Consider the following 25017-nt stretch of genomic DNA (forward strand, 5'->3'; position numbering starts at 1 on the left):
AGTGAACAATGCGGGCAAACCAGCGGCCACTACCGGGCAGTTTTCGTGGCCATACGCGGGCAGTCCCAGTGGCCGTCAGCGGGTAATTCCGTGGCCACCTATGGGCAGTTTTTCATGGCCGCTTACAAACGTGCCGCGGAAAGGTTCCAAGTTGCCGTGACGACCGCAGCCCGCTGGGCCAGCCGCTACCGCTGCCATGACGAAGCCGGCATGGCCGACCGTTCCAGCTGCCCGCACCGGTCACCGAACCGGGTACCTATGAAGCGGAAACGCCGGATTATCAGCGTCCGGGTGAACCTGCGTTGGGGTCCGGACCGGATCGGCTACTGCCTCGGAATCCACCCTCCACTGCCCACCGCGTGCTTTCGCGCTATGCGCTGGCGAGACTCAAATAGCAGGACCGGGCCAACGGCCGCTCCGTCCGCCGCTACGAACACGAACATCCCGGCGATCTGGTCCATGTCGATATCAAGAAGCAGGGACGCATCCCCGACGGCGGCGGGCACCAGGTCCTGGGCAGGGCAGCGGGAAAACGCAACATCACCGGCACCGAAGCCAACGCCGGCCCTGCTACATGTTCCTGCCCAACGCCATCGATAACTACTTCAGGCTGGCCTATACCGAGGTCCTGCCCGATGAGAAGAAGGAAACCGCAGCAGGATTCTGGGAACGCGCCAACGCCTACTTTGAATCCTGCGGCATCACCATCAAGCGTGTCCTGACCGACAACGGTGCCTGTTACCGCTCCCACGTCTTCAAAGACGCCCTCGGCAGCGACATCAAGCACAAGCACACCCGCCCCTACCGTCCCCAGACCAACGGCAAAGTCGAACGCTTCAACCGCACCATGCACGAGGTATGGGCCTACACGAAGCCTTACGCTTCAGAAGCCGAGCGTGTTGCAGCGTTCCCGGCCTGGCTCCATGACTGCAATCACTGACGAGGCCCACACCTCTTCAAAGGTCAGACACCCGCCAGCCGCGTACCCAACCTCTCTGGGGATTGAACCTATCCCAGAGTGCCGGCCTTGAGCGCTGCAGCCTTAACTGCTTCCAAGACTTCCGTCTTGGTCTCCACGAACCGTGGCGAAGGGACGGACACAGTAAAGGCGCCGATCACGGATCCACTAACCCAAATGGGGGCCGCGATGCAGTCAACGCCTAAAGCAAATTCCTGGTTGTCGTACGCAACCCCCTCTTCAGCAACTCGCTGCAGCTCTTCCGTGAAGGCCTTTCGGGAAGTGATCGTGTTGGGAGTGAGCCTGTCGAAAGACAGGCTGTCCAGCACAGCAGCACGGAAGTCCTCAGGAGCAAACGCCAGCAAGACCTTACCGCTGGCACGGGAATGCAGATGATCGGCATAACCGACTGCCAGGTTTCCCACCCGCACAGCGTGTGCTCCCTCGATCGTTTCGAGTACCCTGATTTGCTGGTGGCTCCAAGCGCTAAGATACGCTGTCTCGCCCGTGGTACGCGCGAGGTCACGCAATACCAGACTGAAATGTTCCGGCACCACGTCCGTTGCGGCCACACTCTGGGCAATTACCGCAGCCGCAGGTCCCAGATGGTACTTTTTGGCCGTGTCTTTGAAAAGCATGCCTTCACGGGCCATGGTGTTGAGCAGGTGGTAAGCGGTTGGTACGGACAGCCCGAATCGTTCAGCGGCTTCCTTGGCAAGCAGCCCATTGGAGGACTGTGCGACAGCCAGCAGCATCTTGAGTGCGCGCGAAACTGACTGAATGGTTGTGCCGCCGGACTTGTCAGCGACCTCTTTTGATTTCAACATGACTTTTCCCACCTGCCCGGAGCCGTTAGACGGTGCCGCGGCCTACGAAATTGCTGCCGTCCGCTCGTCGTCCGACATCCCCAGCCGTGACGACCGCTTCGTGGCCACCGTCAGCGAAGATCAGCTGCCCGTTAACAAACCCGTTTTCGGCACTGGTTAGCCAGACCAGGAGGGCGGCTATGTCGTCTACCTTACCAATGCCCTTGAGGGGCTGAGGGTTCCGTTGGAGGGCATCAGTAATCTGATCCGGTGTTCCCAAGTAGTAAGACGTCATGGGGGAAGCTGTCATGCCTGGTCCTACCGCGTTGAGTGCTATTCCGGCGCCCGCCCACTCCGATGTTACCGCCGCGGTACGGATCCACTTAGCGATCGCTCGTTTGCCGCCGGCATAGGCGAGGGCCGGGGATCCTTCGCAGGCTCTTGTAGCGGCGTTCAGGTCACCGTCCATGCAGCGGTCAACGATTTCGTCCAGGTTTGCCGAGAGTGCGGCGATGGAGGAGAGGACAACGGCGCGCGGGTTTGTGCCGTTTGCCAACAGCGGACGCAACGTTTCGAGGGTTCCTACTGCTCCGGCATAGTTGATGTTCAGAATGGCTTCCGGGCCGAGGGTGGAGGCCCCGACACCGGCTGACGCGATGACTCCGTCGATGGCTCCGCCGGTCATTGACCGGACGGTGTGTGCCATGGCGTTAATGCCGTCTTTGGTCGAGAGGTCAACGACGACATCGGCGTTGTTCAGGTCGACGCCGATGACGCTGTGTCCTCCAGCGGAGAGCAGTTTGGCGGTAGCAGCCCCGATGCCGGAGGCACTTCCGGTTACGACGTAGGTGCGCATGATTTTTCCAGTTCTGATCTGTTAGACGACATTGGCGTTTGAACCGTCCGGCCGCAGCCTCGGGTGCGTGAAGTTGCCAAAGAATCCAAGATAGCTTTCCTCGGTCAGGAGTTCCGGTTCCAAGGTGACGCCCAGCCCGATGCCTTCGGGGGCCTGCATGTAACCGCCGTCGCGCACGAGGGTGGTCGTGAGGGCGGGATGGATGTTGGAGTCCTCGTCGGTTTCGACATATTCCTGCAGCACGACGTTTGGCGTGGCCAGATCGAAATGGACTGACGCTGCGGTGAGGACCGGGCCAAGAAAGTTGTGTGTGACGATCGCGGAGTGGTGCGCTTCGCCCAATGCGGCGATCTTGCGCAACCCGGTGAAGCCTCCCGCGAGCCCTGGATCCGGACGCAGATACTGGGGTCCTCCCTGCTCCAACAACTCGGCAAACTCCCAGATGGTGTGCAGCCGTTCGCCGTTGGCCATGGGAACCTGGGTTCGCCGGGCGAGTTCCGCCTGGGTGCTGATGCTGTCGATTTGAATGGCGTCTTCAACGAAGAGTGGCCGGAATTGTCCCAAGCTTTCGATGATGGGCATGGCCTCAAGCGGGGTCAGCTTACGATGCAGTTCGAGGAGGATATCGATGTCGGGTCCGACCGCGGACCGGACCTGACTGACGAGCTCAATACAGTCATGGTGAGTTCTTGCTGCGCTGTTGCGGTGATATCCGGGAAGGAAGGGATCAAACTTCACCGCCGTGTAGGCTCTCGCTGCCGCGTCTTTCACTGCATCGAGCATGCTGTCCGGAGTTTCCGGTGTCAGCAGCAGACGGCACAGTCGGACCTGGTCTCGGTACGCTCCTCCCAGCAACTCAAAGACCGGGGCCTGACGGAACTGGGATGCAATGTCCCACAGTGCAATGTCGATTGCACTGACTGCTGCAGAGAGCACTGCCCCGCGGAACGGTCCCATGCGGTACAGGTGCTGGTGGTGTCTTTCAATCCGCAGCGGGTCCTCACCCTGCAGATAATCGCGGAACTGGTCCATCATGGCGTGAACTGAGGAGGGATAGGCCCAGCAGGCGGATTGACCAAGTCCCACGAGACCTGTGTCCGTGTGTACGGTGATGAAATGCATCCCCCCGGCGACGTGGGAGCGTATGTCTTCGATCTTCACAGGGCGCCGACTTTTGCTGCGCCGAGCAGGTTCCTTGCGGCGGCGATAATTGAATCCGTGCCGGGCAGGACGGCGTCTTGGAGGGCCGGCGCGCTGGGTATCCGTACGTCTGCCGTGCCGATGCGTGAGACTGGCGCAGAGAGCTCGGCGAAATGGCGTTCAGTAATTCCTGCTGCCACCTCCGCACCGAACCCGCCCGTTCGGTGCGCTTCGTGGACTACGAGCACATGGCCGCCGGCTTCGGCCACGGCTCGGGCAATGGAGGATTCATCCAGTGGCCGCAGCCAGCGCAAATCGAGAACGGTGGTATCGATGCCTTCTGCTGCCAGTTGCTCCGCGGCTGCGTTCGCCTTCGTGACCATGTCGCCCCAGGTGATGATCGCCAAATCAGAACCGTGACGGTGGAAACGGGCGCCAGCAGCGGTCTGTGTCGGTGCATCGGTGTCTACCATGCCCTTGACCTGGTAAAGGGAACGGGCCTCGACGAGCACAGTGGGGTCCTCATCCGCTATGGCGGCACGGGTCATGGCATAGGCATCCTGGGCCGTGGCCGGGAGTCCTACCTTGATTCCCGGGATGTGGGCGAGGATCGCCTCAATGCTCTGGGAATGCTGTGCACAGGATCCGGGTGTGGCACCCTGCTGCATCCGGATGGTCAAAGGAGCGCTGAGCCGTGACTGGTTGATGTACCTCACGTTCGAAGCCTGATTGATGATCTGGTCCAGTGCGACAAAGACGAAGTCCGCCCACATGATTTCGACAACGGGGCGCATGCCTTCCATGGCGGCGCCCACGGCTGAACCCAGGATGGCGGACTCGGCGATAGGCGTGTCAAACACCCGCTCTTCGCCGAACTTTTTCTGCAGTCCGCGGCTGACGCCAAAGATTCCGCCCGCAAATCCGACGTCCTCCCCATAGACCAGCAATTCCGGCCGGTTTTCCAGCTCGGTGCTCAGCGCCTGGTTGATTGCACGCTGGTAGGTCATTTCCCTGGCGGTCTCGGGCAATTGTTTCGGGACGGCGACTGGTTCCGGGCTGGGGGCATAGAGATGTTCATAAACCGACAGCTTGTCAGGCCCGGGCATGGCCAGTGTCTGATCGGTAATGTCGTCGATCAGCCGGGAGACCTGCTCCTCAACTGCCGCGAGTTCAGTCTCGGTGGTGCCTGCGTCGATGAGTTTGCGGCGGAGACGGGGGAGAGGATCAGCTGCGGTCGCAGAGGCCTGGTCTTCCTTGCTCCGGTAGTGCTGGATGTCCCGGTTGTAGTGCCCGCTAAGCCGGGCCGTTTTGCACTCCAGCAGAACCGGCCCTTCGCCCCGAGTGCAGACTTCGATGGCGGCAGCGACCGCGTCATGTACGGCTTCAGGGTCATTTCCGTCCACCACATGGGACTGGATTCCCAGGCCTTCGCCGCGTGAGGCGAGATCTTTGTTGCGGGTCGTGGCGTCCTTGGTCGTCATTTCCGCCCAGCCGTTGTTTTCACAGATAAAGATGATCGGAAGATTTTTCGCGGCCGCGAAAATCATCCCCTCGGTCGTGCCTCCCTGGTTCATGGCCCCATCACCGATGGAGGAAATGACCACGCGGTCCTCTCCGCGGGACTTAGCTGCCAGGGCAACGCCTGCCCCAATGGGTATTCCCGCTCCGACGATCGAATTTTCTCCGATAAATCCGTTCGCCGGGTCGCTGAGCAATGGCGATCCTGCCCGTCCGCCATTGGTTCCGCCGGTGCGCTGCGCGATCTCGGCCAAGATGGCCAGAGGATCGCTTCCGGCTGCCAGTGCCCAACCATGGCCGCGGTAGGTGGACAGAATTCGGTCCTGGGGACGCAACGCGGCGGCTGTCCCTACGGGTATGGCTTCCTGGCCTAGGCACAAGTGAACCGATCCGGCGACCTCGCCTTCTAAGGAGATCTTTTGCACCCGCTCCTCGAGCTGGCGGATGGTCAACATCTGGCGGTACGTGTCGAACAGATTCAGGGTACTCATAAGTGTTTCCTTACGTGATGCAGATCCGGTACAGGATCAGCTGATGAAGGTGCCGCCGTTGATGGCTATCGTTTGACCGGTGACGTAGGAACTCTCGTCGCTGATCAGGAAGCCGATGGTGTGGGCTACCTCTTCGGCAGAGCCCATCCTTCCCAGAGGAATGCCCGCAAGCAGCTTCTCGTGCCGCTCGGGACCATAACCCTGGATCATGGGCGTATCGATAATTCCCGGGGCAACAGCGTTGACCCGTACACCTTGGGGGGCGAGCTGGTGGGCCAAACTCATCGTCAGTCCTATGACACCGGCTTTGGATGCTACGTAGGCAGGAGAGCTGAATGTAGAAGCCGTTCGGCCAGCGGTGGAAGCGACATTCACGATGCTCCCACCGTGCTGCGTGAACACCGGTTCCACTGCCTTGCAGAGGTTGTAGGTTCCGGTCAGGTTCACGCCGATCACCCGGTCCCAATCAGTTCGGCTGACATCACGGATCCCGCCCAGGTGAACGATTCCGGCCGAATTCACCAGACCCTTCAGTTCGCCCAGATCCTGGGCCGTGGCGACAGCTGCGTCCACGCTGGCGGGGTCCGAAACATCGAGGCCTACGGCGATGCTCTGACCACCGGCGGCGCGGATTTCGGATGCAACCGACCGGCACGCCGCCACATCAAGGTCCGCTATGACAACTGCATGTCCGCGCTGGGCCAGAAAATGGGCCGTAGCGCGGCCAATACCTCCTGCGGCTCCCGTAAGCAAAACCGTTCCTTGCATAGCGGCACTCCGTGTTCTCTAGGGTATGAAAAAGCATAAGGGGTATTTCAAATGGAATCAATATATTTCAAATGATGAAATTTAGCTGTTCGGTTGAGTACTTTTGGACGGCTTCCCAGTCGAGTGGAAAGTCGAGCCCCGGGTTTGTCGATGAGTGCCATCCCCCCTGCCGGATCGGCATTGGCTCAGACAGCAGCAGGCTTATAGGTTCAGCACCTACGTATTCAGGAATGATTTCCAATGCGCGGACCGAATCGGACGTTCCGGCCAGGGGTGCATGGAGGTGAGGCCAGACATGCGGCAGCACCATCCGCCCGGCTTCGCCTGCGGCGGCCAGTCCCGCCGCGGCGGCACTGAATCCACCTACGGTGGTTGCGTCAATTCGCAAGTATTGGACGCCACCGTTGAGTAGATCGGCATAGTTCGACGGAGTAATTAGGTCCTCGCCTGCGGCCAAAGGCAAGGGCACGCTGCCTGCCGCAGATGCCACTTCACGGATTTCAAAGCTGGGAACCGGGTCCTCCACGAACAACAGATTGAGGTCCTCAAGATGTCGCGCATGCGCGGCATAGCTGCCAGCGTCGGTGAACACGCCATGGAAATCTACGGCCAGCTCGACGCCGGGCGGCAGCACGTCGCGGACCGCCCGAAGAGCGCGGGCATCCTCAGCCGGATCCGTTCCCTGGGCCATGTACTTGATGATCCTGTAACCTTCATCGACATACCGACGGACCTCGTCCAGAATCTGCCCCTCGGGCCGGCGGTCCGGGAAGTATCCGGCAACGGCCATCAGCGGCACATCGGCGCCCTCCGAACCTCCCGCCGGCGAAAGGGCGTCAACCAGCGGCTTTGATTGCGCCGCCGCTTTGATGTCCCACAGGGCTATGTCAACCAGCGACGCGGCCCGCACCAATGCCGCCCAGCCCGGTGAGAAGCGGCGCCGGTATTCGTGGTGCACGGTCATCGGATCAGCTCCCAGTCCGGGCAGCTGCCGGAGCATTTCCGCCACTGCCTGCAGCAGCGGCGTGTTGCGGCCATACCCAACGGCCCTACCAATAAGGCCATCATTAGACTCAAGGCGCACGACGACATAGTCCCGGGTGTTATAGCTGATGGGTCCAAGGTGAAGGGGAAACGGCAGGGGCAGGGGGCAAATCCATGCGTCGGCCTTCACGATGTGCCGCTCAGTGACAGGTAAATCGGTCATTTCAAACGGGTCCCCTTGTGTGTCGAGAGTATTTCGGCGAAGCAGTGACAACTTCGTTTGTTATGAGGTAGATTACATGAAAGTTTCACATAGCCGTATGAAATTTTACTATCTGAAATAACTTCCTGGCAGCTCCTCCTACGAAATCGGAGAACCACATGTCGTCGACTACACGCAAGGGCGCGGGTGCAACGAAGCTATCCGCGACTGATCGCAGGATCTTTGCCCGGCTCATGCCAATACTGATTGCCGCATACATTATTTCTTTCCTGGACCGGACCAATATCGGTATGGCCAAGGATCGCCTGGAAATTGATCTCGGGATTACGGCTGCAGCCTATGGCCTCGGCGCGGGTCTCTTTTTCGTTGCCTATGCACTCATGGAGATCCCTAGCAACCTGATCATGCACAAAGTGGGAGCCAGAATCTGGATCACCCGAATCATGATCACCTGGGGCATCATTTCAGGCGGCATGGCCTTCGTGCAGAACGACGTCCAGTTCTACATCATGCGGATCCTGCTCGGCGCCGCCGAGGCCGGCCTGTTCCCCGGAGTGCTGCTGTATCTCACCTACTGGTTTGGACGTGACGTCCGGACCAGGGCAATGGCCTACTTCCTGGTAGGAGCGTGCGCGGCCAGTGTCCTGGGAGGCCCGCTCGGCGGGCTCTTGCTCCAGATGGACGGAATCGGCGGATACCACGGCTGGCAGTGGATGTTCGTCGTAGAGGCTCTCCCCGCCGTGCTCCTGGCATTCGTCGTCTGGAAGGTACTGCCGGACCGTCCAAGCGATGCCAAATGGCTCACAGCCGCGGAGGCCGCGGAAATCGAAACCCGACTGGCAAAGGAACAGGCCGACGGAACCGCCCACTCCGGCACCCATTCTTTCGGGGCAATTTTCAAAGACCGAGCAATCATGCTTGTCATCTACATCTACCTGGCACATCAGATCGCAGTCTATTCAGTAACCTATTTCCTTCCCAGCGTGATCGCTGCCAACGGTGTCGCATCACCGGTCCTCATCGGACTTCTGGCGGGCATCCCGTGGTTCTTCGGGGCCGTCGGGGCAATCTTCATCTCGCCACTGGCGTCGAACCCGGTGCGTTCCCGCAAACTGCTGACCGGCGGGCTCATCCTCATGATTTCCGGACTGGCGATCGGGGCTCTGGGCGGTTCCGTTGTTGGCCTTATCGGATTCGGACTCTCCGGACTGGCTTGGTTTGTCGTACAACCCATCCTCTTCAATGTCACCGGCACCCGCCTGTCTGGCATAACGCTGGCCGCTGGGCTGGCGCTCATGAACACCATAGGAATCACCGGCGGTTTCTTCGGTCCCTCCGTCATGGGCGCCACAGAACAAGCCACGGGAAACCCGCTCTCCGGACTCTGGTTTGCTGTCGGACTGCTGGTACTTGGGCTGCTATCGGTTCCCCTGATCAACCTCAAGAATTCGGGGGACGTCGCCAGAGAAGCTACGGCTGCAGCTGAAGCTGAAACTGCGGCCAAGCGTGCCGAACTGAGTAAGTAGGGATACCCAGATGGCCCTATATTCGGTCCGCTATGCCTACGGGGCAGACTTGGAAAAGCGCCTTTCCTTCAGGGCCGAACACCGGACCTTCCTCAAAACCCTTTACGAACAGGGCATCATTCTGGCTTGCGGTCCATTTACCGATGATGCTGACCCCGGCGGCCAGTTATTGATCCGCGCCGATTCCGCGGCCACCGCACTTGAACTGCTCGGTGGGGATCCCTACCTGGCAAACCAGGTAGTTGATGAAGTGGAGGTCCGCGAATGGACCACCGTTTATTCACTTTGGGACTAGACCGGAACAACACTACTGCTGGGATCGATTTGCTGACTCGATCCCAGCACGTCAAAGCGATTAGGAGCACATGATGGACTTCCGGGGTAAAAAGGTCTTAGTCACCGCCGGGACAGGCGGAATAGGACTGGCTACCGCCATCAAGTTCCGTTCACATGGAGCAGCAGTCGCTATCACGGGCCGAAACGCCGAGACACTGAACGCGGTGGCCTCGGGTCACGGCCTTAGGGGCCACGTCAGTGACGCTTCGGACGAAGAGAGTGTTCGCCAACTACGCAGCGAAATCGAGGAAAGCTTGGGGGGTCTTGACGTGTTAGTCAATAATGCGGGCATAGCCGGCCCTACCGGCCTGGTTGATTCTCTTGATCTCGAAGACTGGGAAGAGACGCTGAAAGTCAACCTCACCAGTCAATTCCTGCACGTCAAGCACTTTGTGAAAATGCTCCGTTGTTCTGGAACTCCATCGATCATCAATATCTCCTCCGCTGCTGGCCAGCATGCGTTCCCTGGCAGGGCGGCCTACGCTTCGTCTAAATGGGCAGTTATCGGATTCACGAAGACTGTAGCCGCCGAGCTAGGAGAAGACGGTATCCGGGTCAACGCCGTGTGTCCGGGGCCGATTGACGGTCCCCGCATGCGTGCCGTCATGGAGGCGAAGGCGGCAATGCTGGCCCAACCAATAGCGGAGATCAATATGGAGCAGAACCGTGTGTCATCGCTGGGCCGGATGTCCACTGCAGAAGACGTGGCCAACATGGTTCTATTTACCGCAAGCTCCTTGGCCGGGAGCGTGACAGGCCAGGCACTGTCTGTGGACGGTCATATCGAAAAACTTTACTGACAGATCAGGAGGACCCCAAGAAATGTGCAGCGTTTCATCCATTTTTCACACGGGCATCACGGTTACAAATCTAGAGAAATCCATTCAGTTCTATACCGAGGGACTCGGCTTGGAATTGCGGCATCGCCAAACCCAAGACAACGCCTACACCCGTTCCCTCGTCGGCTATCCCAACGCACTGCTGCACATAGCCCAGCTGAGGTTCCCGGGCGAAAGGCAGCCGCCCAGCGGACACCACATCGAACTGGTCGAATATGAACGGCCGAAGGGCGAGACCGGTGCGGTCCCTCATAACCATGCCGGCACTATGCACCTAGCCTTTGCCGTTGACGGAATCCACCAAATTGCCGAGCGGCTAGTACAACTGGGTGGCCGCCTGATATCAGAGCCCGTCCCCATCACCGCCGGAATCAACAACGGAGGCTACGCTTTGTACTTGCATGACCCAGACGGCGTTGTCTTAGAGCTGCTGCAACAGCCGGTGAAATGACCCCCTTTGGGGTTGCTGGCGCTGCAATACTTTCTGGTAGCCACACAGTCTGACCGACTTCGGGCTACTAGGTGCCGTGAGTGCCAATAACGGCGCTTCTGTCGCTTTGGAACCCTTCATATCGTGATATGCAAGGCGACCTCCAATCATTGAAAACGACTGATAACTCCAGTCAATCTCAATGAATGCCCTAGATGACGGGGCGCTTCCGTTCCCGACATCGTCTCGCAGGTATGTAGCCGACACTCCGCGCCTCACTGTGCATTCGAGAGCACATATGCGCCGTTATCGGTGTCAGGCCGATGTTGCACAACCTTCAAGGGTCTCTGTTCCGGGATAAGCGCTTGCGGGTTAGCGGATCAGATGGCGAAGCTGGAGGCCTGTCAGCTCTGGTCAGTCGCTGCCGGGCGATGTGTCTCGTCCTCCTGCCGGTGGCGACGGTCCTCGCGGGCCTTTGGATGCCCGCCTTCGTGCTCGTCGCGGGCCTCCACTAGGCCCTCGATGCGGACGGCAGCGTGTGGCTCGGCATCGGCAAGTGGCTGGCGCTATCCGTGGGCCTCGCCGGGGCCGCCTTTGGGCTCTTCCTGTCCGTCCGTCCGCTGGGTCGCTCGTCTCGTCGGCGACTGGAAGGGCCACGGGATGTCGAAGTGGCTTTGCTGGAAGAGGTAAACGCCCCTGCAGAGAACCCCGTGGTCGATCGTGACCACGGGGTTCTTCTTGAGGGACGTGGATCGCCTGCTGCTACTCCCTCGTGATGACGATCTTGCCCGCGGTCCGGCCGGTCTCGCCGAGTCGGTGCGCGTCGGCGATCCTGCCGAGGGGGAAGGTCTCGGCGATCGTGGCGCGGAGCTGACCGGCCTCTGCCAGCTCGGCGATTGAGCCCAGGTCAGCGCGGGAGGAGTCGACGAGCATCCGCACGGCGCGGACGCCCAGCCGCTCCGCTTCGCGGTAGAAGTCGTAGGAGCCCACGGGCAGGATCGAGACGACGATGCCGCCGGGGCGGAGGGTGCGCAGGGAACGCGTGGAGGTGTCGCCGCCGATGGTGTCGAGGACCGCGTCGACGTCCTTCGCGACCTCGGCGAAGTCCTGGGTGCGGTAGTCGATCGCTTCGTCGATGCCCAGGCCGCGCAGGAAGTCGTGCTTGGCCGCGCTGGCGGTGCCGATCACGTACGCTCCGCGGGCCTTGGCGATCTGGACGGCGATGTGCCCCACGCCGCCGCCGGCCGCGTGGACCAGCACGCGCTGCCCGGGCTGCAGATCCGCGTTCTCGATGAGCGCCTGCCACGCCGTCAGGGAGACCAGCGGCAGGGCCGCTGCCTGGACGTGGTCGAGCGCGGCGGGCTTCTTCGTGAAGACCCGTGCGGGCGCTGCGACGTACTCCGCGTGTGAGCCGTGACCGAACGGGTAGGACAGCATTCCGAACACCTCGTCGCCCGGCTGGAAGCGGGCGACGCCGACGCCGACGGCCTCCACTAACCCCGAGACATCCCATCCAAGGACGAACGGCGGGTCGCCGAGGAACCCTCCGTTGGCGCGGTGCTTCCAGTCGGTGGGGTTGAGGCTCGCCGCGTGCACGCGCACGAGGACCTCGTTGGTCCGCGGCTCGGGGCGAGGGATGTCGACAACCTCGAGGACCTCGGGCCCTCCGAGCGAGTTCTGAATGGCGGCTTGCATCGTGGGTTTCAGGTTCATGATCACCACGATGCCGGTTCGCCGACGTCGCCGAAATGGCAAGAAAGACACATTTCGATAGAATCATGCCATGACAATGAGGAGACAGCCGCAGCGCGTCGCGGTGCTCGCGCTCGACGGGGTCTATCCCTTCGAACTCGGCATCCCCAGCCGGATCTTCGAGGCGGTCGGGGGGCTGTACGACGTGTCCACGTGCAGCGTCGACGGGGAGCCGGTGCGCAGTGCGTCCGACTTCACCATCGGCGTCGAGCACGGCCCCGAACTCCTGGAGACCGCCGACATCGTGGTGATCAGTTCGATCTCGACGCCAGCTATCCCCGTGGAGCTGCCCGAGGACGTCGCCGCGGCGCTGAAGCGCATCGCCCCGCAGGCGCGCGTCGTCTCGATCTGCACGGGCGCGTTCATCCTGGCCGCTGCTGGGATGCTGGACGACCGCCGGGCGACCACGCACTGGCAGCTCACCGATCTCTTCCGCCGACGCTTCCCGCACGTCGAACTGGCCCCCGAGGTCCTCTTCATCGACGACGGGCCGATCCTCACTTCGGCGGGAGCGGCTTCCGGCGTGGACGCATGCCTCCACGTCGTGCGCATGGACCACGGCAGCGAGGTGGCCAACACGGTCGCGCGCCGCTGCGTCGTCCCGCCGTTCCGCGACGGCGGCCAGGCGCAGTACATCGAGCGGCCCTTGCCGGAGCTCGGGAGCATCGGCACGGCCCACGCCAGAGACTGGGCACTGGGGCACCTCCGCGATCCCCTCGACCTCAGCACGCTGGCGCGCGTCGCGGGGATGAGTCCGAGGACGTTCTCGCGCCGGTTCACTGTCGAGGTCGGGGTCAGTCCCGGCAAATGGCTCGTCGGCCAGCGGGTCGCCCAGGCGCAGCGGCTGCTGGAGAGCAGCGACCTCCCGATCGACCGGGTCGCCGAAGAGGTCGGATTCGCCACCGGCGCGTCCCTGCGCCAGCACTTCCATGCCGCAATGGGCGTGACGCCCACCGGCTACCGCCAGACCTTCCACGGCTCCGCTTGACCGCTTGGCCGCGAAGACCTCGATGCCTGCTCCGCGCACCATCGACGGTAAGGGCGCTGCGCCCGCGGCAGCCTGACATGCCGGCGTCATAAATCGAAGATGCGCTAGGACATCTCGATGTCAGGGACTTAGATGACTGGCGTGCGTTCCCTGGTATTCAGCCTTTGTCTGTCGCCGGGGCAACGATTTTTTCGTTGCCCCGGAGTTCGGCCAGGTGGTCGTTCGTGCAGAGGTCTGAGGGGGTGACTTTTGCGGTGTCGAGGCCGAGGTACTCTCCGGCCAGGTGGATGACGTGTTCGGCTCCTTGGTCGCTCATGGCACCCAGGCCGAGGTCGCCCAGCTCGTCGCTGGCCAGGATGGAGCAGACGGCTTCGACGCCGGCCTTTGAGGCCTCCGGTCCCATTTCGGTGAATCGGAGATGAAGAACGCGCGGGTGGCGTTCCAATGGTCGCTGAGCAGGCCGGAGATTTTGGCTTGACCTGTTGCGGCTACGACCTCGACATCGCCTGCGGCGAGTCCGGTTCCGAAGTGAATCGGGCACAAAAATAATCTTCGGGAGCCTGGCGAGATCCGGCAAGAACCGCGCCACTGCAGGCAACTGGACAATGCCGGACGACGACGGCGCGGGGAGCGTCTGCAAGTGCGTCGAATTCGCGGTCAATACGATTCGCCGGACGTCCGACGTATGCGCCGTTATCGGCGTTTACACGATTTCTCCGGCCGGGCCTGGTCCTTCTGCCGCACGGCATATCGATCGATAGGGGTTGGAGCGGTGGAGGTGCGTTTCCGGCAATTTGTTGCTTATGGGTCCGGAACAGTATGCGGGGGCCTCTGCCATCGCGTTTCGGCGATTAGCTTGACACGCTGGAGGGTGGAGTTGAGGGTCTGCCAGTGTTGCTCCTCGATTTGCCGCAAGGCGGACCTGTAAGGGCGGGTGAGCGTGAAGCTGCTGCGCATTTCCAGCCGGGTGCCGACCGTCGTACTTCTGAGAAAAAAGCTGGTCCGTGCGGAGTTGTCTTCCCCTCCCACGGTCCGCGTAATCGCGTACTCACCTGGGACTTCGTCGACTATTTCGATGGCCTGAACCTGTTCACGGCCATCGCGCCGATATATGAACCCCTGTATTTCTCCAATTCCAATAGGGGTTCCGGGGACATGAAAGCTCCGAATCATGGTGGGATCGAAAAGGACAGCATTCTCGGCAGGTTTGAAGAGATTCCACACTTCCTGCTGAGGTACCGCAATATCCACTGACGCGGATACTTCCCGCAGTTCTTCCCAAGACCCAGCTTTGCCTTCACGTCGTCTCATCACTGCTGGAGTATTACAGAAGCGACCATTTGCTATCCATCAAAGATGGCCCTTTGGATTTCCGACGCTGCCGAACCATGCAAGATATGCCCCTGTCTACAACAATTCAGCGCCGGGCCTTTATCCTTCAGCGGGACGGAGATGCGGTGCCACTGCTGGAAGGGGTTGAAGCTGCCGGGGCGGGGCCACTGTCAGATGCGCCGTTATCGGCGTCTTCCAATGCAGCTGCACAGATGGAGGGTCTTTCATTTCAATAGACGGAAGATCTCCCTAGCACCGTCTTGGCCAAGCATCGCAATCTCATTGCGCGCCCGGGAAGCTAATGCAAGCGGCGGGACGGGTAATCGGACGTATTGCGCGTGCACGTGCACCACTCTGTCGACCCCTGCAGCTACCAGCTTAGGCGCAGATCGAATCGCCGATGCGAGCGAGACGGAGTCAAATTTAGCGGCATGCATAACAAAGTTTCTCTGGTAGTACAGACGTCGGAAGACATCCTTGAAGTACCCTTCAATACGTGCAATGGTCCCAGCTGGATCCGCATCGATTTGAAGAACGCGCTCCGCGGACGCTCTATCTTCGAGGTGAAGGAACATGTTACTGCCATGCTCCTTCAGACTATCGAGTAACGTGCGGGCCTTGTCTGACCCTTGGGCTTTTTCAAGAGATTGTTTTAGACCGCTGTCTAAGATTTCCTGACGTATTTCCTTGCGAAGAAGATCCTCCAATTCAGCGCGAGGGAAACTGCATGCAACAACAGCTGCCAATCCGTCCGCAGCATCGATGCCAGCCGCCCCAGGGTGACCCAGCAGACCTTCGACAGCAGCCCACAGCATAGCTACCGATGCAACTGAAGAAAGATCTCTCACTGAAGATAAGAGTCCCAACGCGTTATCTAGCTGAGCATCGAGAGTGTCAGTGTAGAGACTGTGCCGATCCAATGAAGGAACGATCATGGGCTTGGTCCCGAAATAGAAGTCTCGAAGTTTTTTGTTTGTGCGATCAAGGACGATAGGACTGAACCCGAGCGCTCTGGTGACACCACGACCCACCGTCGCCCGCTGTTCGATCTTCATCAGTCGCTCATGAAGTTTTGAAGTTGCCGCGTGTGGATCTCTCGCTTGAAAGCTGAGTTCTATAACTGCTGCTGAATCTTGCGAGACAATCCTATGGAAGACGTTGGCTTTGGGGCCAGCATTGGGAATTTTAGAAGCTTCTTCACGGAACTCATCAATGTCCAAAAGCAAGTTTTGAAGGCTAGCTACCTCACGGGCACGGTTTCCGGATTGAATAGGTACTGCGAATGAATAGGTATTTTCAGGTTCGCGGCACATTTCGTGACCGCGCAGAATGACCGTTTCAAGGGCCTTTGCGGTCGTGGTCGCAAGAGTAGCCTTGAGAAAACCATGTAGGTGTTTTCCATCAAATCCGTCGTCCAACATGTGCGTCAGTACTAGCCTGGCTGTCTGTTCGACAGTTCCAGATGTGAGCTCAGCAGTAGCGACGTGAGTATTCCAACGGCTTAGATAATCACGGCTGGCCCTTAGCGCGAGCTCTTCAATTTCTGTAGTCAGCACGATTCCGGCAGATTTAGGAAGTGTCTTTTTTGGCGGCGCCAGTAGCTCCAACTTTTGCGCCAGGAGGTCCCGTACGGCTTGAGCTCCGATTCCTACATCCGCGGACACCTGGCTTCGACAGCGCTCCGAAACGTACTCGAGAGCGTGAGAAGAGTTGATGGCGCCACTCCATGTAGCTTGTGCACACTCAAGGACTTCGCGAACTGACTGAATTGTTCCTAACTGCCAGAGCGATCGATTCCAAGGCGAGCGGACGTCGATTAGTTCGATCATCCTCAGGACGACCGTCTCTTGGAGGGTGTTTTGTTGTGCGACGTTCATCCTATATAGTCCTCACTAAGGCCATTGCCTAAAGATCTGACAGACGGGAGCCGCCCTTTGGGGCCGCTCCCGTCTTTACCTAACTGACTCAGCTGCATTCAGCCTATCCACGATTCACGAGTGTGTTCTGTTGCGGAGAACCAGTACTAGGTTGGATGACCCATGTGAGGTCAAAACGGTGCTTCAGTAGGCATGCCTCTGCCGGAGGGCGAGTGCGACACCGGAAAAGGAAGAGCGGCGAAAAGATCCGAACCGCCAAGTTCGTTGCTTCTTGCCAAGTAGGCCATTAATACCTGTGCCGTTGCTGTCGCATCGGCCAGTGCGGTATGTGCCTCTCCTGCTTCTATGTTCAGTCTTTTGCAGATTTCGGCAAGCGTGGCGGGCTGGCCCGGATCGAATTGCTTGCTTAGCTGCATGGTGCACAGTGTGGGCCAAGAGGGGGCCTGCACTCCGGCGCGTTCGAATTCGCTGGTTAGGAAGCTGATATCGAAAGCAGCGTTATGGGCTACTACCACGGCTCCAGCTAGCTGTTGGGCGATTTCGTCCAGCACATCGGCAAATCGAGGAGCGGAAACAACATCGTCAGGGTGGATTCCATGGATATGGACTGGTCCGGTCGATTGATCCGGATTGATTAGCGTTGACCAGGTGCTGTCGATGACCCCTGCCGCGTCGAGCCGGACGATCGCGATTTCCACGATCCGATTTTTTTGTGCGGAGAATCCTGTTGTCTCGACATCCACGACGGCGAAAGGCGCCGTACCACGTTCAATCGAGGGGTTGTAAAGAGGGAAGTACATACTCTCCGGGACAGGAACTGCTGAACTCTCAGGGTGGGCGCCAGACGCTTCAGCGAGGCGTCGAAGTACCGGCCAGGTCGTGTCGACGTCGAGGGAACTTGCCGCGTAGGACAGGGTGAGCAGGTCATCGTCCAGATACATGTCATGCTTGTCCCTGCTTTTCACAGCGACGTTTTTTGCCAGAGCGGCTGGTTCTGGTGTTTCCGACCCTGCGAGTTGCCTTAGCAGGCTGCCCAATTGTTGAGGTGATGTCTTCCGCAGATTCAAAGCCACGCCATCGAGACTTACGTCGAGATCAGATGCCGTGAGCAGAACATGCAGGGTGTTCATGATCCGGTCACCGGCCCAGGGGAAGAGGATCGTGTCCTCGCCCCATGTAATTAGCGGTTGCTTTGCCAGATTCATTCTCTTGTATGCGGCCCTTCCCTCGGACAGCAGGGTTTGTGCGCTGTGGTCGAGGTAGGCGGGAACATCGTCTTCTTCATATAGACGACGCATCCGCTGGCGTATGCCGTCGGCGATCACAGCGCCACCGCCGGAAAAGGCCGGAGGTCTTCCGCCACGGGCTTGGGCGAGGTCAATTACTTTGTTGGCTGCGTCTACGTGCAGGACGCGCCAGCGCCGCCCGGCGAAAATCAGAAGATTTCCTTCGATAACGGGGTGGTCGATAGGGATGGATCCAAGGGTGCGCCCGGAGGTGATGAGGCGGTACTCCTCAGTGGATTGGAAGGCGCTGTAGAAGCTGTAGTGATTGATGAGCCGCTCGCCAACGCTCCCTGGAAGTAGTGTTCCATCCGAGGCCTGCATGAGGAGGTCTTCCTCGCCCAGTCTCCGAAGCAGTCTGACGAACATGGGCCGGTCGACGTGGTTGAAAGGTCCCGCCTCGCAAAGGGCGCTGTAAATTTCAGCCGCAGTTGCGCCTCCGTGCTGGGCTATCACGGACAGCACTTGTTGGATCAGCGTTGAGAGGTGTAGCCCATTGGTGTTCGGCGGTTCGTACCATCTTTCAAGCAGCAACTCTACGGTCGCCACGATCTCGAACGTCTGGGCACGGAGCTGGTCCACGGGAGGTGTCCGGTGATCCACGGTATCCTCCGAAACATATAGCCGGAGCGTGGCGGCGCCTCCCCGCCGTCCTGAGCGGCCGAGTCGTTGCCTAAGCGCCGAAACGCTGCCGGGGGACCCTATCTGGGCGACCGTGTCGGCCGTTCCGATGTCAATGCCCATTTCAAGTGTCGACGTGCAGACCGCGGTGGCGGGCGTCCCCGGAACCCGGAGCCGGGACTCAACGTCCTCGCGGAATTCCTTGGACAGATTCCCATGGTGGGGGAAGAATTCATTGGCTACGCGGTTGCGATCGCTGATTTGTTTGAGGAGGTCAGCGTAGGTCTCTACGTTGGCGCGTGAATTTGCGAAGACCAGATTGTCCTGACCGCGAAGATTCCGGAAGAGGTGTTCCGCGATGGCTTTTTTGTCAACACCAGCATCACATTCTTCCTCAGCGGCCGCATGGGCCGGGTCGGGGCTGGAGCCGATGTAGCCGCGCAGCTGCATGCGCAATTCTGCTTTGTCATCGCTGTCTTCACCGATCAGGTGAACAGAGGCTCCCTGTTTTGGGCGCAGGAACTCCGCCGCGACGGACAGGTCGGCCAACGTGGCTGAGAGTCCGATGCGCGGGATTCTACGCCGGAGAGCGAGTTCAACCCGGTGCAGCAGGGATTGGAGTTGTGCTCCCCGTTCGGTTCCGATGAAGGAGTGCATCTCGTCGATCACAATGTACTGAAGCCCGTTCAGTATCCCCGGAAGGCGGGTTCCTTGGGTGATGAACATGGCTTCGAGGGACTCCGGCGTGATAAGCAGCAGGCCGTCAGGTGTTTCCCGCAGGGCCCTGCGGGCGCCCCCGGTAACGTCGCCGTGGCGGCGGTGTACCGGGATGTTGATGCTTTCGGCCAGACTTCCAAGCCGCTCGTATTGGTCGTTGATCAAGGCTTTCAGCGGTGAGAGGTAAAGTGCCTTGACGCCGGACGGCAGCGGGCCGTTGTCCTGTTGCTGGGCTAACGCGGACAGGATTGGTAGCCACGCCGCTTCGGTTTTGCCGCTGGCGGTGGCGGCACTGATGATGACGTCGGTGTCCCCCCGCAGGATGGGATCCACTGCTTCCGCCTGGGTTGAGCGCAGCTGTTGCCACTTCTGGGCCCAGATCCAAGCCTGGATGTGCTTGTGCAGGCGTGCGAACGCAGTTGCAGGAGCGTTCACTTCGTCAGAGTTTGAAGACCGAAAGATCATCGTCGCCGGCATCGTTCGGGGGATTCGGAATCTGGGTCTGGACGCCGGCGGATCCGGTTGCGGGTGGCTCTGCGACGTTCCGGGCTGCCGATTCACCGCCGTGGTCAGGGAGCTTCAGCGGTGCGAGATCCGGGTTCGATTCTCGCTCGAGCGTGACGCCGGAAAGCAGGTCCTGCCACCTTTGTTCGGGGTTCTGCTCCAGCACTGCCAGAAGGTCCAGGAAGCCCTTGATCGTGTTGCGGGGCGTCCGGAAATAAGCGTCTCCAATGCGTTCGGCACAGTGGTTCATATACTCAGCGATACCCTCGTCGCTGATGAGATATGCTGATTCGTCCCCGGCAGCCTGCACATGTCTGAGCTTGGTGAGCAAGACATAGAAGTCTTCCGGCGTCAGGCTGGCCAGGCGCAGCACTGGTCCCGAGTAGTCCACGAGTCCATCGACCGCGTAGCTGTTCTCTTCCAAGCGTGATTGCAGAGCAGCGTATGAATAGAGTCCACGGCGCGGATCGAGGAGGAAATCGGGGGTCCCGCCAAATATGAACCCCAGCCCCGACGCTGATCCCTGGGTCGAGTCATTCAGGATCCTCAGGATCTGCTCGTAGTTCGAATTGCGGGCCTGGCTGTTTGCCAGTTTGTAAAGATTCACCATCTCGTCCAAGCAAATGAGGATCCCGCCGAAGCCGGCAAGACGGACGAACCGTGCCAGGAGCTTGAGCTGGTCGTAGAAATTGGCGTCGTCCACGATGGTTCGCACGCCCAGAGCGATGCGCGCGTCGGTTCGGGTGGTAAATTCTCCGCGCAGCCATCGGACGGCGTCCGACTTGAGCTGTTCGTTACCGCTGTCGTGTCCCTGCCAGTACTTGGCGACGACTTCTGCGAAGTCATAACCGCCGGTGAGTTCGGAGAGCTCGTCCAGGTTCCGGCGGAGGATATCTTCTACGGCCTCGCCGGAGGTGCGGGATTCGGTCAGTGCATGGGTGACGAAGCGCTCGACAACGCTGGACATTGCTCCGCCGTCGGGTTTGGCACGGGTGGACATGTTCCGCATCAGCTCCGAATACAGGCTCCGGGCCTGCCCGCCGGTGGCGTGCAGACGCCGATCAGGGGACAAATCGGCGTGGACCGTGACGAGCTTTTGTTGGAGGGCGATGGAGCGGACAACGTGAAGGAAGAAGGTTTTGCCTGATCCGTAGTCGCCGATGATGAAGCGGCTTCCGGAGCCACCGTCATTGATACGGCTGATATCTGAGAGCAGGGCCTGGACTTCGTTGGCCCGTCCTACCTGGACATGCTGCTGGCCCAGCCGTGGGACCACACCGGCGCGCAGGGACTGAAGGAGCGAGTCGCGTTCACGAGGCCGGATGGTGGCGAGCGAAGACGTGGTCATGAAAGAAGCTCCTGTAGGGCATAGGCGTTGACTGTTAAGGTTTCCTCGCCTTCGATGAGGGGCTCGTCGGAGGCTTCAAATGCTGCTTCATTCAGGGTGTCCAAGGCGCCCTCAGGAAGGAGGCCGTGCAGGGCGGCCAGATCCTGAAATTCATTCCAGCCGAGTTGTTCCATCCCTACCAAGGCATGCACGACCATCGAATGTGCCGGGTCGAGACCGCCAACTGCGTCGGCCGGCGAGAACTGCTCTTGCGCAACTCCAGGCTCGGATTCTTCCGGTGCTTCTATGTTGGCTGTGGGCTCTTGCTTTTGTAGGTCTTCGTCGAAGATTCGTATCAGTAGATGAGATACCGCAGCGGTCTCTGCCATTTTTGCCTGGATGACCGTGGGGTCCAGGGCAAACCCGCTCCCGGTCTTGGCTGGGGAGGCGACGGAACCTGCCGGGCGCGGAGGTATCGGGTAGCCGGCATCCGCCTCTCCTGCCGGGCGAACCGTCACGGGCTGCGTCGCTGGGCTTGATCCGGCAGCCATCACGGCATGGATTTTGCTTGAAACCGTTGAGCTATCGAGGCCGAGCAGCTTATAGATCTTCTGCAAAGTGGTGACCTCAGCAGGCGCAATATGTCCGTCGGCAGCAGCCAAGGTGACAAGCATGTCCGCCAGCGATGCCCTTTGGGTATCCGTGAGACCGGTGAGGCGTTTGGTAAGGCCCGTCAGTTTCACCTCTGTCGCCCCAAGCCACTGCAGATGTGCTTGCAGGCGGGTTCGTTCAGGAACTGTCAGCTGCAGGGATGATTCCAGATGGGCCGTAAGATGATCCAGCTCCGCGGGAGCGACATGTCCGTCCGCGGCGGTTACAGCCGCTGCCAAATGCACCATCGTTAATGCGGTGCTGTAGGCCGGCGTCGGTGAGTGCGGGCTGCCGGGCTGACTGCGGAACAGGAAAACAGGAGCCTCGGCCGCAATCGTGGGGCCCCCGAACCGGACATCAGGCTCCATACCTGCACCAAGGCTGGCCAATAGTGTGGCCAGGTTTACCGTGTCCGGTTTGCTGAGCTTGTCGGCACTCCCGGAAGGCCAGTGGTCAAAGAGCTCCGCCCCGGAAAGCAGCGCAGTATCGGATGCCGCAAGTTTTCCCGACACCCAGTCCCGGAAATCACGGACCGCTCCCGTGTCTTCGGCGATCAGGTCCGGCGGTAGTAGTGCAGCGGCTGCCAGGGTTCCACCCCTGTCCGGGTTACGCCCCAGCCACCGGCTGTAAGAGTCCAATTCTGCCGTAACTTCCTCAAACAGCGCGGAGAGTTTCTTGACCGGTGCCTGCTGCGCAAACACATCCGGTATGTGACTCATGGTCAAGTCCACCGAACCAATTTGGGAGCTCGCCGTCCGGTAGTTGAGTTTCATCCTGGATTTTCCCGGCCTGACTGTAAAACCTTCCGCGTATTTCTGTCTGTATCTGATGTGGAACAAGCGCGTAAATTCCTGCGGGCAGCGGGTGACCGGAGTTCTAACCGTTATCTCGGGATGGAACCACGCCCATGCAAGCGCCCACTCTGCCGGGACCGGCGTACCATCGGCGGCAAGATCGCCCAGCTGGACCTTAAGACCGATGGGAACGAGCCATCGAGACTCCGTCAACGCCGGAGGTTGGGCAGGAGCTGCAGTCGGCGCCTGCAGCATAAGGAAGTCGATAGCATCAAGGAACTGGGACGCATAGCTGGAGAATGAGCCGCTGCTATCGCCGTATAAGCGGAGCAGGTCAACCATCTCGGCGCGGATCTGTACAAGTTCTCCTGCCAGCTCCGGCTGGGCCGCGATATCGACAAGGACGCGCCGTTCGAGCCCGTACATAAATAAGAAGACATAGCCGATCGGGATGTCCGGGATCCTTCGCCCCTGGGCGAGCCAGCCGAGGTAGGCGGCTCTTCCCGCTGCGGTAATTTCCGCGTAAGACGGCCAATAGCCCAGGCACTGCCCGGACCAGTCCGGGTTTTGCAAGTCGATGCGAAGCGAAGGATTGATGAGTGAAGGCTCGGTGCCGCCGCGAGGCGACGAGAGCGTTCTGCCGGCATAGACCATCCCGGGCACCCGGAGCTCCCGGTCAACCTGAACCGACTCGTTTTGCCCGTACCACCGCGCCTTGTCCAAGGAGCCAGCTTTGGGTCGCGGTGCCCCACCTGCAGGTGCGCTGCCCTTAACGTCTTCTTGCCTGCCCGACACCGTGGAATCCAGCGGCATCGATTGAGAACCGGGATACAGAGCCGCCGGCGGCGTGACTGGCATCGTGTCCCCGCCGGCACGGCCTCGTTCGGGGAGGGCTGAGCGGCCCCGCAATTGCGCAGCGAAATCCTTGGCTGAATCCGTCTGCGACAGTTGAAGAATCCAGCGGAAACCCGAGGACGTCGTCAGCAGAACGTCCATATATCTCATGACGGGCAGAACGGGATTGTTCTTGAAACGGCGATCCGGCCCGCCTTGCTTGTTCACGTACTGCCAGGTCGTGCCAACCTGAATGCCATCCGAAGGAACAGCTCCGGGAGACTCAATAAATTCGATGTCCCGCTCAAGAACCTGCAAGGCGTCGTAGCCGAAGTCAGTGAACATCCCCTTTTCGGCGACCAGAATGCGGTCAGGCAGAAAGTAGATCGAGGAGTGACCTGAGGTTACCCCTGGCACCGCGATGTTAGTGACCAGCTCCTTGGGGCCTTGATCGGAGAACGAGGCGCCCGCCCTCCGAACCAGTGATCCGGCACCCGCGTTAACCTTCTGCTGGTGGCCCCCGTTGAGAGACCCTGATTCATTCACCCGCCAAAGCCCCTTCGACTGTGCCACATACTGCCCGGCATCAACGAGAGACTGAAAGCGTTGCGCATATTCGTCGTCGACGTCATAAAAAACGACTGCCGAATTCCGTGCCCGGTCTGACAGGACAGCCCACCAAACCAGCGGTACTCCTAGAAGGAATACAAAGAAACCAAAGGGCATCGTCACCAACCCCAGCAGAAGAATTGCAAGTACGACCCAACGGGTCAGCGGCTTCCGCCTCGAGGCGCCATTAAGCTGTGACACGAGGTCATCCGAGGACGTTGGCAGGAGCGTCTGGATGCTGGCCCCTGTCTGATCTTCAAAAATGACGTCGGACGATGTTGAAGCCGGTGGGGCAAGGTGTGCGGAATCGTAACGGTCATATGCCGGAGATTGCCCTTTGCCGAGACTGGCCTGATAGTAGACGCCGCCGGCGCCCATACGAACAAGGTTCCCGCGGGGACCCGATCCGATACGGAAACCGGGAACCCCGGCGCTCACGCCTACTCCTGACCCGGTCAAATTGAATCTAAACGGGCCAGCCTTCAGGCTCTTCCGAACATAAAACCCCACTATTGCCCCCCAGTGTAGATAGCACTGGTACGACCTCCCGATCGAACCGAGGTGCCATATTGTCGACGCCAGCTGAGACTCTTCTTCAACTGGGCGCGCGATCGGTCAGCGGGCGAAGAAAAGGAAGCAGTCGCAGTTGTAGGCAGACGATGAAACCTTTTCCCAGCATACGATCTTTCCCCTCGATTCGGACCAACAGCCGGCTGCCCATACGGACGGTGGTCAATGCGCGATGAGGTTCTTGCGTCTCAGCTAGGGGTCACTTTTGAGGCAAGGTGTTCGTCCTAGGAAAGGATCGTTTATCTGGACGGGACCGACGTCGGACTTCCCAGCCAATCAGTCC

The 25017-nt window shown here is 60.0% G+C and carries 18 protein-coding genes and 1 pseudogene; 7 read left to right on the top strand and 12 right to left on the bottom strand.

Annotated features, from left to right (window positions below):
* Positions 1-126 precede the first annotated feature (126 nt).
* Positions 127-1006, top strand: a pseudogene (locus HGO92_RS23745) (IS481 family transposase); the annotation flags it as partial.
* Positions 1007-1008: 2 nt separating this feature from the next.
* Here the strand turns inward: HGO92_RS23745 and HGO92_RS12600 are convergent.
* The 6 genes from HGO92_RS12600 to HGO92_RS12625 all read right to left on the bottom strand — a co-directional run bounded on the left by HGO92_RS12600 (position 1009) and on the right by HGO92_RS12625 (position 7795).
* Positions 1009-1797 (bottom strand): IclR family transcriptional regulator, encoded by a 789-nt coding sequence (locus HGO92_RS12600; protein WP_346768947.1) that lies wholly within the window; start codon positions 1795-1797, stop codon positions 1009-1011.
* 13 nt (positions 1798-1810) lie between these two features.
* On the bottom strand, positions 1811-2620 hold the full coding sequence (locus tag HGO92_RS12605) for an SDR family oxidoreductase (RefSeq protein WP_169995315.1): 810 nt from the start codon (positions 2618-2620) through the stop codon (positions 1811-1813).
* Positions 2621-2641: 21 nt separating this feature from the next.
* Entirely contained in the window at positions 2642-3742 is a 1101-nt protein-coding gene (locus tag HGO92_RS12610; protein WP_240974614.1) for a mandelate racemase/muconate lactonizing enzyme family protein, read from the bottom strand.
* A 35-nt stretch (positions 3743-3777) separates the two neighbouring features.
* Complete coding sequence (locus HGO92_RS12615) at positions 3778-5769, bottom strand: alpha-ketoacid dehydrogenase subunit alpha/beta (RefSeq protein WP_169995318.1); 1992 nt, start codon at positions 5767-5769, stop codon at positions 3778-3780.
* 36 nt (positions 5770-5805) lie between these two features.
* The gene (locus tag HGO92_RS12620; protein WP_277351898.1) at positions 5806-6537 is read right to left on the bottom strand and encodes an SDR family NAD(P)-dependent oxidoreductase; all 732 of its coding nucleotides are present in this window, start codon (positions 6535-6537) and stop codon (positions 5806-5808) included.
* A gap of 67 nt (positions 6538-6604) precedes the next feature.
* A complete protein-coding gene (locus HGO92_RS12625) occupies positions 6605-7795 on the bottom strand; it encodes a mandelate racemase/muconate lactonizing enzyme family protein (RefSeq protein WP_169995322.1) in 1191 nt (396 codons plus the stop codon).
* Positions 7796-7977: 182 nt separating this feature from the next.
* Between HGO92_RS12625 and HGO92_RS12630 the strand changes: the two genes are divergently transcribed.
* The 4 genes from HGO92_RS12630 (at position 7978) to HGO92_RS12645 (ending at position 10896) form a co-directional block, all read left to right on the top strand.
* Positions 7978-9270, top strand: a complete 1293-nt coding sequence (locus HGO92_RS12630) for an MFS transporter (RefSeq protein ID WP_240974605.1) — start codon at positions 7978-7980, stop codon at positions 9268-9270.
* Between the two features lie 10 nt (positions 9271-9280).
* Complete coding sequence (locus HGO92_RS12635; RefSeq protein ID WP_169995326.1) at positions 9281-9565, top strand: YciI family protein; 285 nt, start codon at positions 9281-9283, stop codon at positions 9563-9565.
* 70 nt (positions 9566-9635) lie between these two features.
* Entirely contained in the window at positions 9636-10406 is a 771-nt protein-coding gene (locus tag HGO92_RS12640) for an SDR family NAD(P)-dependent oxidoreductase (RefSeq protein ID WP_169995328.1), read from the top strand.
* A gap of 22 nt (positions 10407-10428) precedes the next feature.
* Complete coding sequence (locus tag HGO92_RS12645; RefSeq protein WP_169995330.1) at positions 10429-10896, top strand: VOC family protein; 468 nt, start codon at positions 10429-10431, stop codon at positions 10894-10896.
* A gap of 741 nt (positions 10897-11637) precedes the next feature.
* Here HGO92_RS12645 and HGO92_RS12650 read toward each other — a convergent pair.
* Positions 11638-12588 (bottom strand): NADP-dependent oxidoreductase, encoded by a 951-nt coding sequence (locus tag HGO92_RS12650; protein ID WP_169995332.1) that lies wholly within the window; start codon positions 12586-12588, stop codon positions 11638-11640.
* 70 nt (positions 12589-12658) lie between these two features.
* Between HGO92_RS12650 and HGO92_RS12655 the strand changes: the two genes are divergently transcribed.
* Positions 12659-13615 carry a GlxA family transcriptional regulator gene (locus HGO92_RS12655; RefSeq protein ID WP_169995334.1) on the top strand — a complete coding sequence of 319 codons (957 nt, stop codon included), beginning with the start codon at positions 12659-12661 and terminating at the stop codon, positions 13613-13615.
* 157 nt (positions 13616-13772) lie between these two features.
* Here HGO92_RS12655 and HGO92_RS12660 read toward each other — a convergent pair whose 3' ends face one another.
* Positions 13773-14018 carry a hypothetical protein gene (locus tag HGO92_RS12660; protein ID WP_169995336.1) on the bottom strand — a complete coding sequence of 82 codons (246 nt, stop codon included), beginning with the start codon at positions 14016-14018 and terminating at the stop codon, positions 13773-13775.
* A gap of 488 nt (positions 14019-14506) precedes the next feature.
* Between HGO92_RS12660 and HGO92_RS12665 the strand changes: the two genes are divergently transcribed.
* Entirely contained in the window at positions 14507-14869 is a 363-nt protein-coding gene (locus HGO92_RS12665; protein WP_169995339.1) for a hypothetical protein, read from the top strand.
* Positions 14870-15171: 302 nt separating this feature from the next.
* Here the strand turns inward: HGO92_RS12665 and HGO92_RS12670 are convergent, their stop codons facing one another.
* The 4 genes from HGO92_RS12670 to HGO92_RS12685 all read right to left on the bottom strand — a co-directional run bounded on the left by HGO92_RS12670 (position 15172) and on the right by HGO92_RS12685 (position 24674).
* Complete coding sequence (locus tag HGO92_RS12670) at positions 15172-16824, bottom strand: hypothetical protein (protein ID WP_169995341.1); 1653 nt, start codon at positions 16822-16824, stop codon at positions 15172-15174.
* 170 nt (positions 16825-16994) lie between these two features.
* On the bottom strand, positions 16995-19880 hold the full coding sequence (locus HGO92_RS12675) for a DEAD/DEAH box helicase (protein WP_169995343.1): 2886 nt from the start codon (positions 19878-19880) through the stop codon (positions 16995-16997).
* Positions 19881-19884: 4 nt separating this feature from the next.
* A complete protein-coding gene (locus tag HGO92_RS12680; protein WP_169995345.1) occupies positions 19885-21297 on the bottom strand; it encodes an ATP-binding protein in 1413 nt (470 codons plus the stop codon).
* The gene (locus HGO92_RS12685) at positions 21294-24674 is read right to left on the bottom strand and encodes a TerB N-terminal domain-containing protein (RefSeq protein ID WP_169995347.1); all 3381 of its coding nucleotides are present in this window, start codon (positions 24672-24674) and stop codon (positions 21294-21296) included. Before HGO92_RS12685 ends, HGO92_RS12680 begins: the two co-directional genes overlap by 4 nt.
* Between the last annotated feature and the right edge of the window lie 343 nt (positions 24675-25017).

The organism is Crystallibacter degradans, from assembly GCF_012952295.1.
GTDB classification, from domain to species: Bacteria; Actinomycetota; Actinomycetes; order Actinomycetales; family Micrococcaceae; genus Crystallibacter; species Crystallibacter degradans.

Coding starts and splice junctions, on each gene's coding strand:
- HGO92_RS12605 (WP_169995315.1), bottom strand. CDS start 2,620: ATGCGCACCTACGTCGTAACCGGAAGTGCCTCCGGCATCGGGGCTGCT.
- HGO92_RS12610 (WP_240974614.1), bottom strand. CDS start 3,742: ATGCATTTCATCACCGTACACACGGACACAGGTCTCGTGGGACTTGGT.
- HGO92_RS12615 (WP_169995318.1), bottom strand. CDS start 5,769: ATGAGTACCCTGAATCTGTTCGACACGTACCGCCAGATGTTGACCATC.
- HGO92_RS12620 (WP_277351898.1), bottom strand. CDS start 6,537: ATGCAAGGAACGGTTTTGCTTACGGGAGCCGCAGGAGGTATTGGCCGC.
- HGO92_RS12630 (WP_240974605.1), top strand. CDS start 7,978: ATGCCAATACTGATTGCCGCATACATTATTTCTTTCCTGGACCGGACC.
- HGO92_RS12635 (WP_169995326.1), top strand. CDS start 9,281: ATGGCCCTATATTCGGTCCGCTATGCCTACGGGGCAGACTTGGAAAAG.
- HGO92_RS12640 (WP_169995328.1), top strand. CDS start 9,636: ATGATGGACTTCCGGGGTAAAAAGGTCTTAGTCACCGCCGGGACAGGC.
- HGO92_RS12645 (WP_169995330.1), top strand. CDS start 10,429: ATGTGCAGCGTTTCATCCATTTTTCACACGGGCATCACGGTTACAAAT.
- HGO92_RS12650 (WP_169995332.1), bottom strand. CDS start 12,588: ATGAACCTGAAACCCACGATGCAAGCCGCCATTCAGAACTCGCTCGGA.
- HGO92_RS12655 (WP_169995334.1), top strand. CDS start 12,659: ATGACAATGAGGAGACAGCCGCAGCGCGTCGCGGTGCTCGCGCTCGAC.
- HGO92_RS12660 (WP_169995336.1), bottom strand. CDS start 14,018: ATGGGACCGGAGGCCTCAAAGGCCGGCGTCGAAGCCGTCTGCTCCATC.
- HGO92_RS12670 (WP_169995341.1), bottom strand. CDS start 16,824: ATGAACGTCGCACAACAAAACACCCTCCAAGAGACGGTCGTCCTGAGG.
- HGO92_RS12680 (WP_169995345.1), bottom strand. CDS start 21,297: ATGACCACGTCTTCGCTCGCCACCATCCGGCCTCGTGAACGCGACTCG.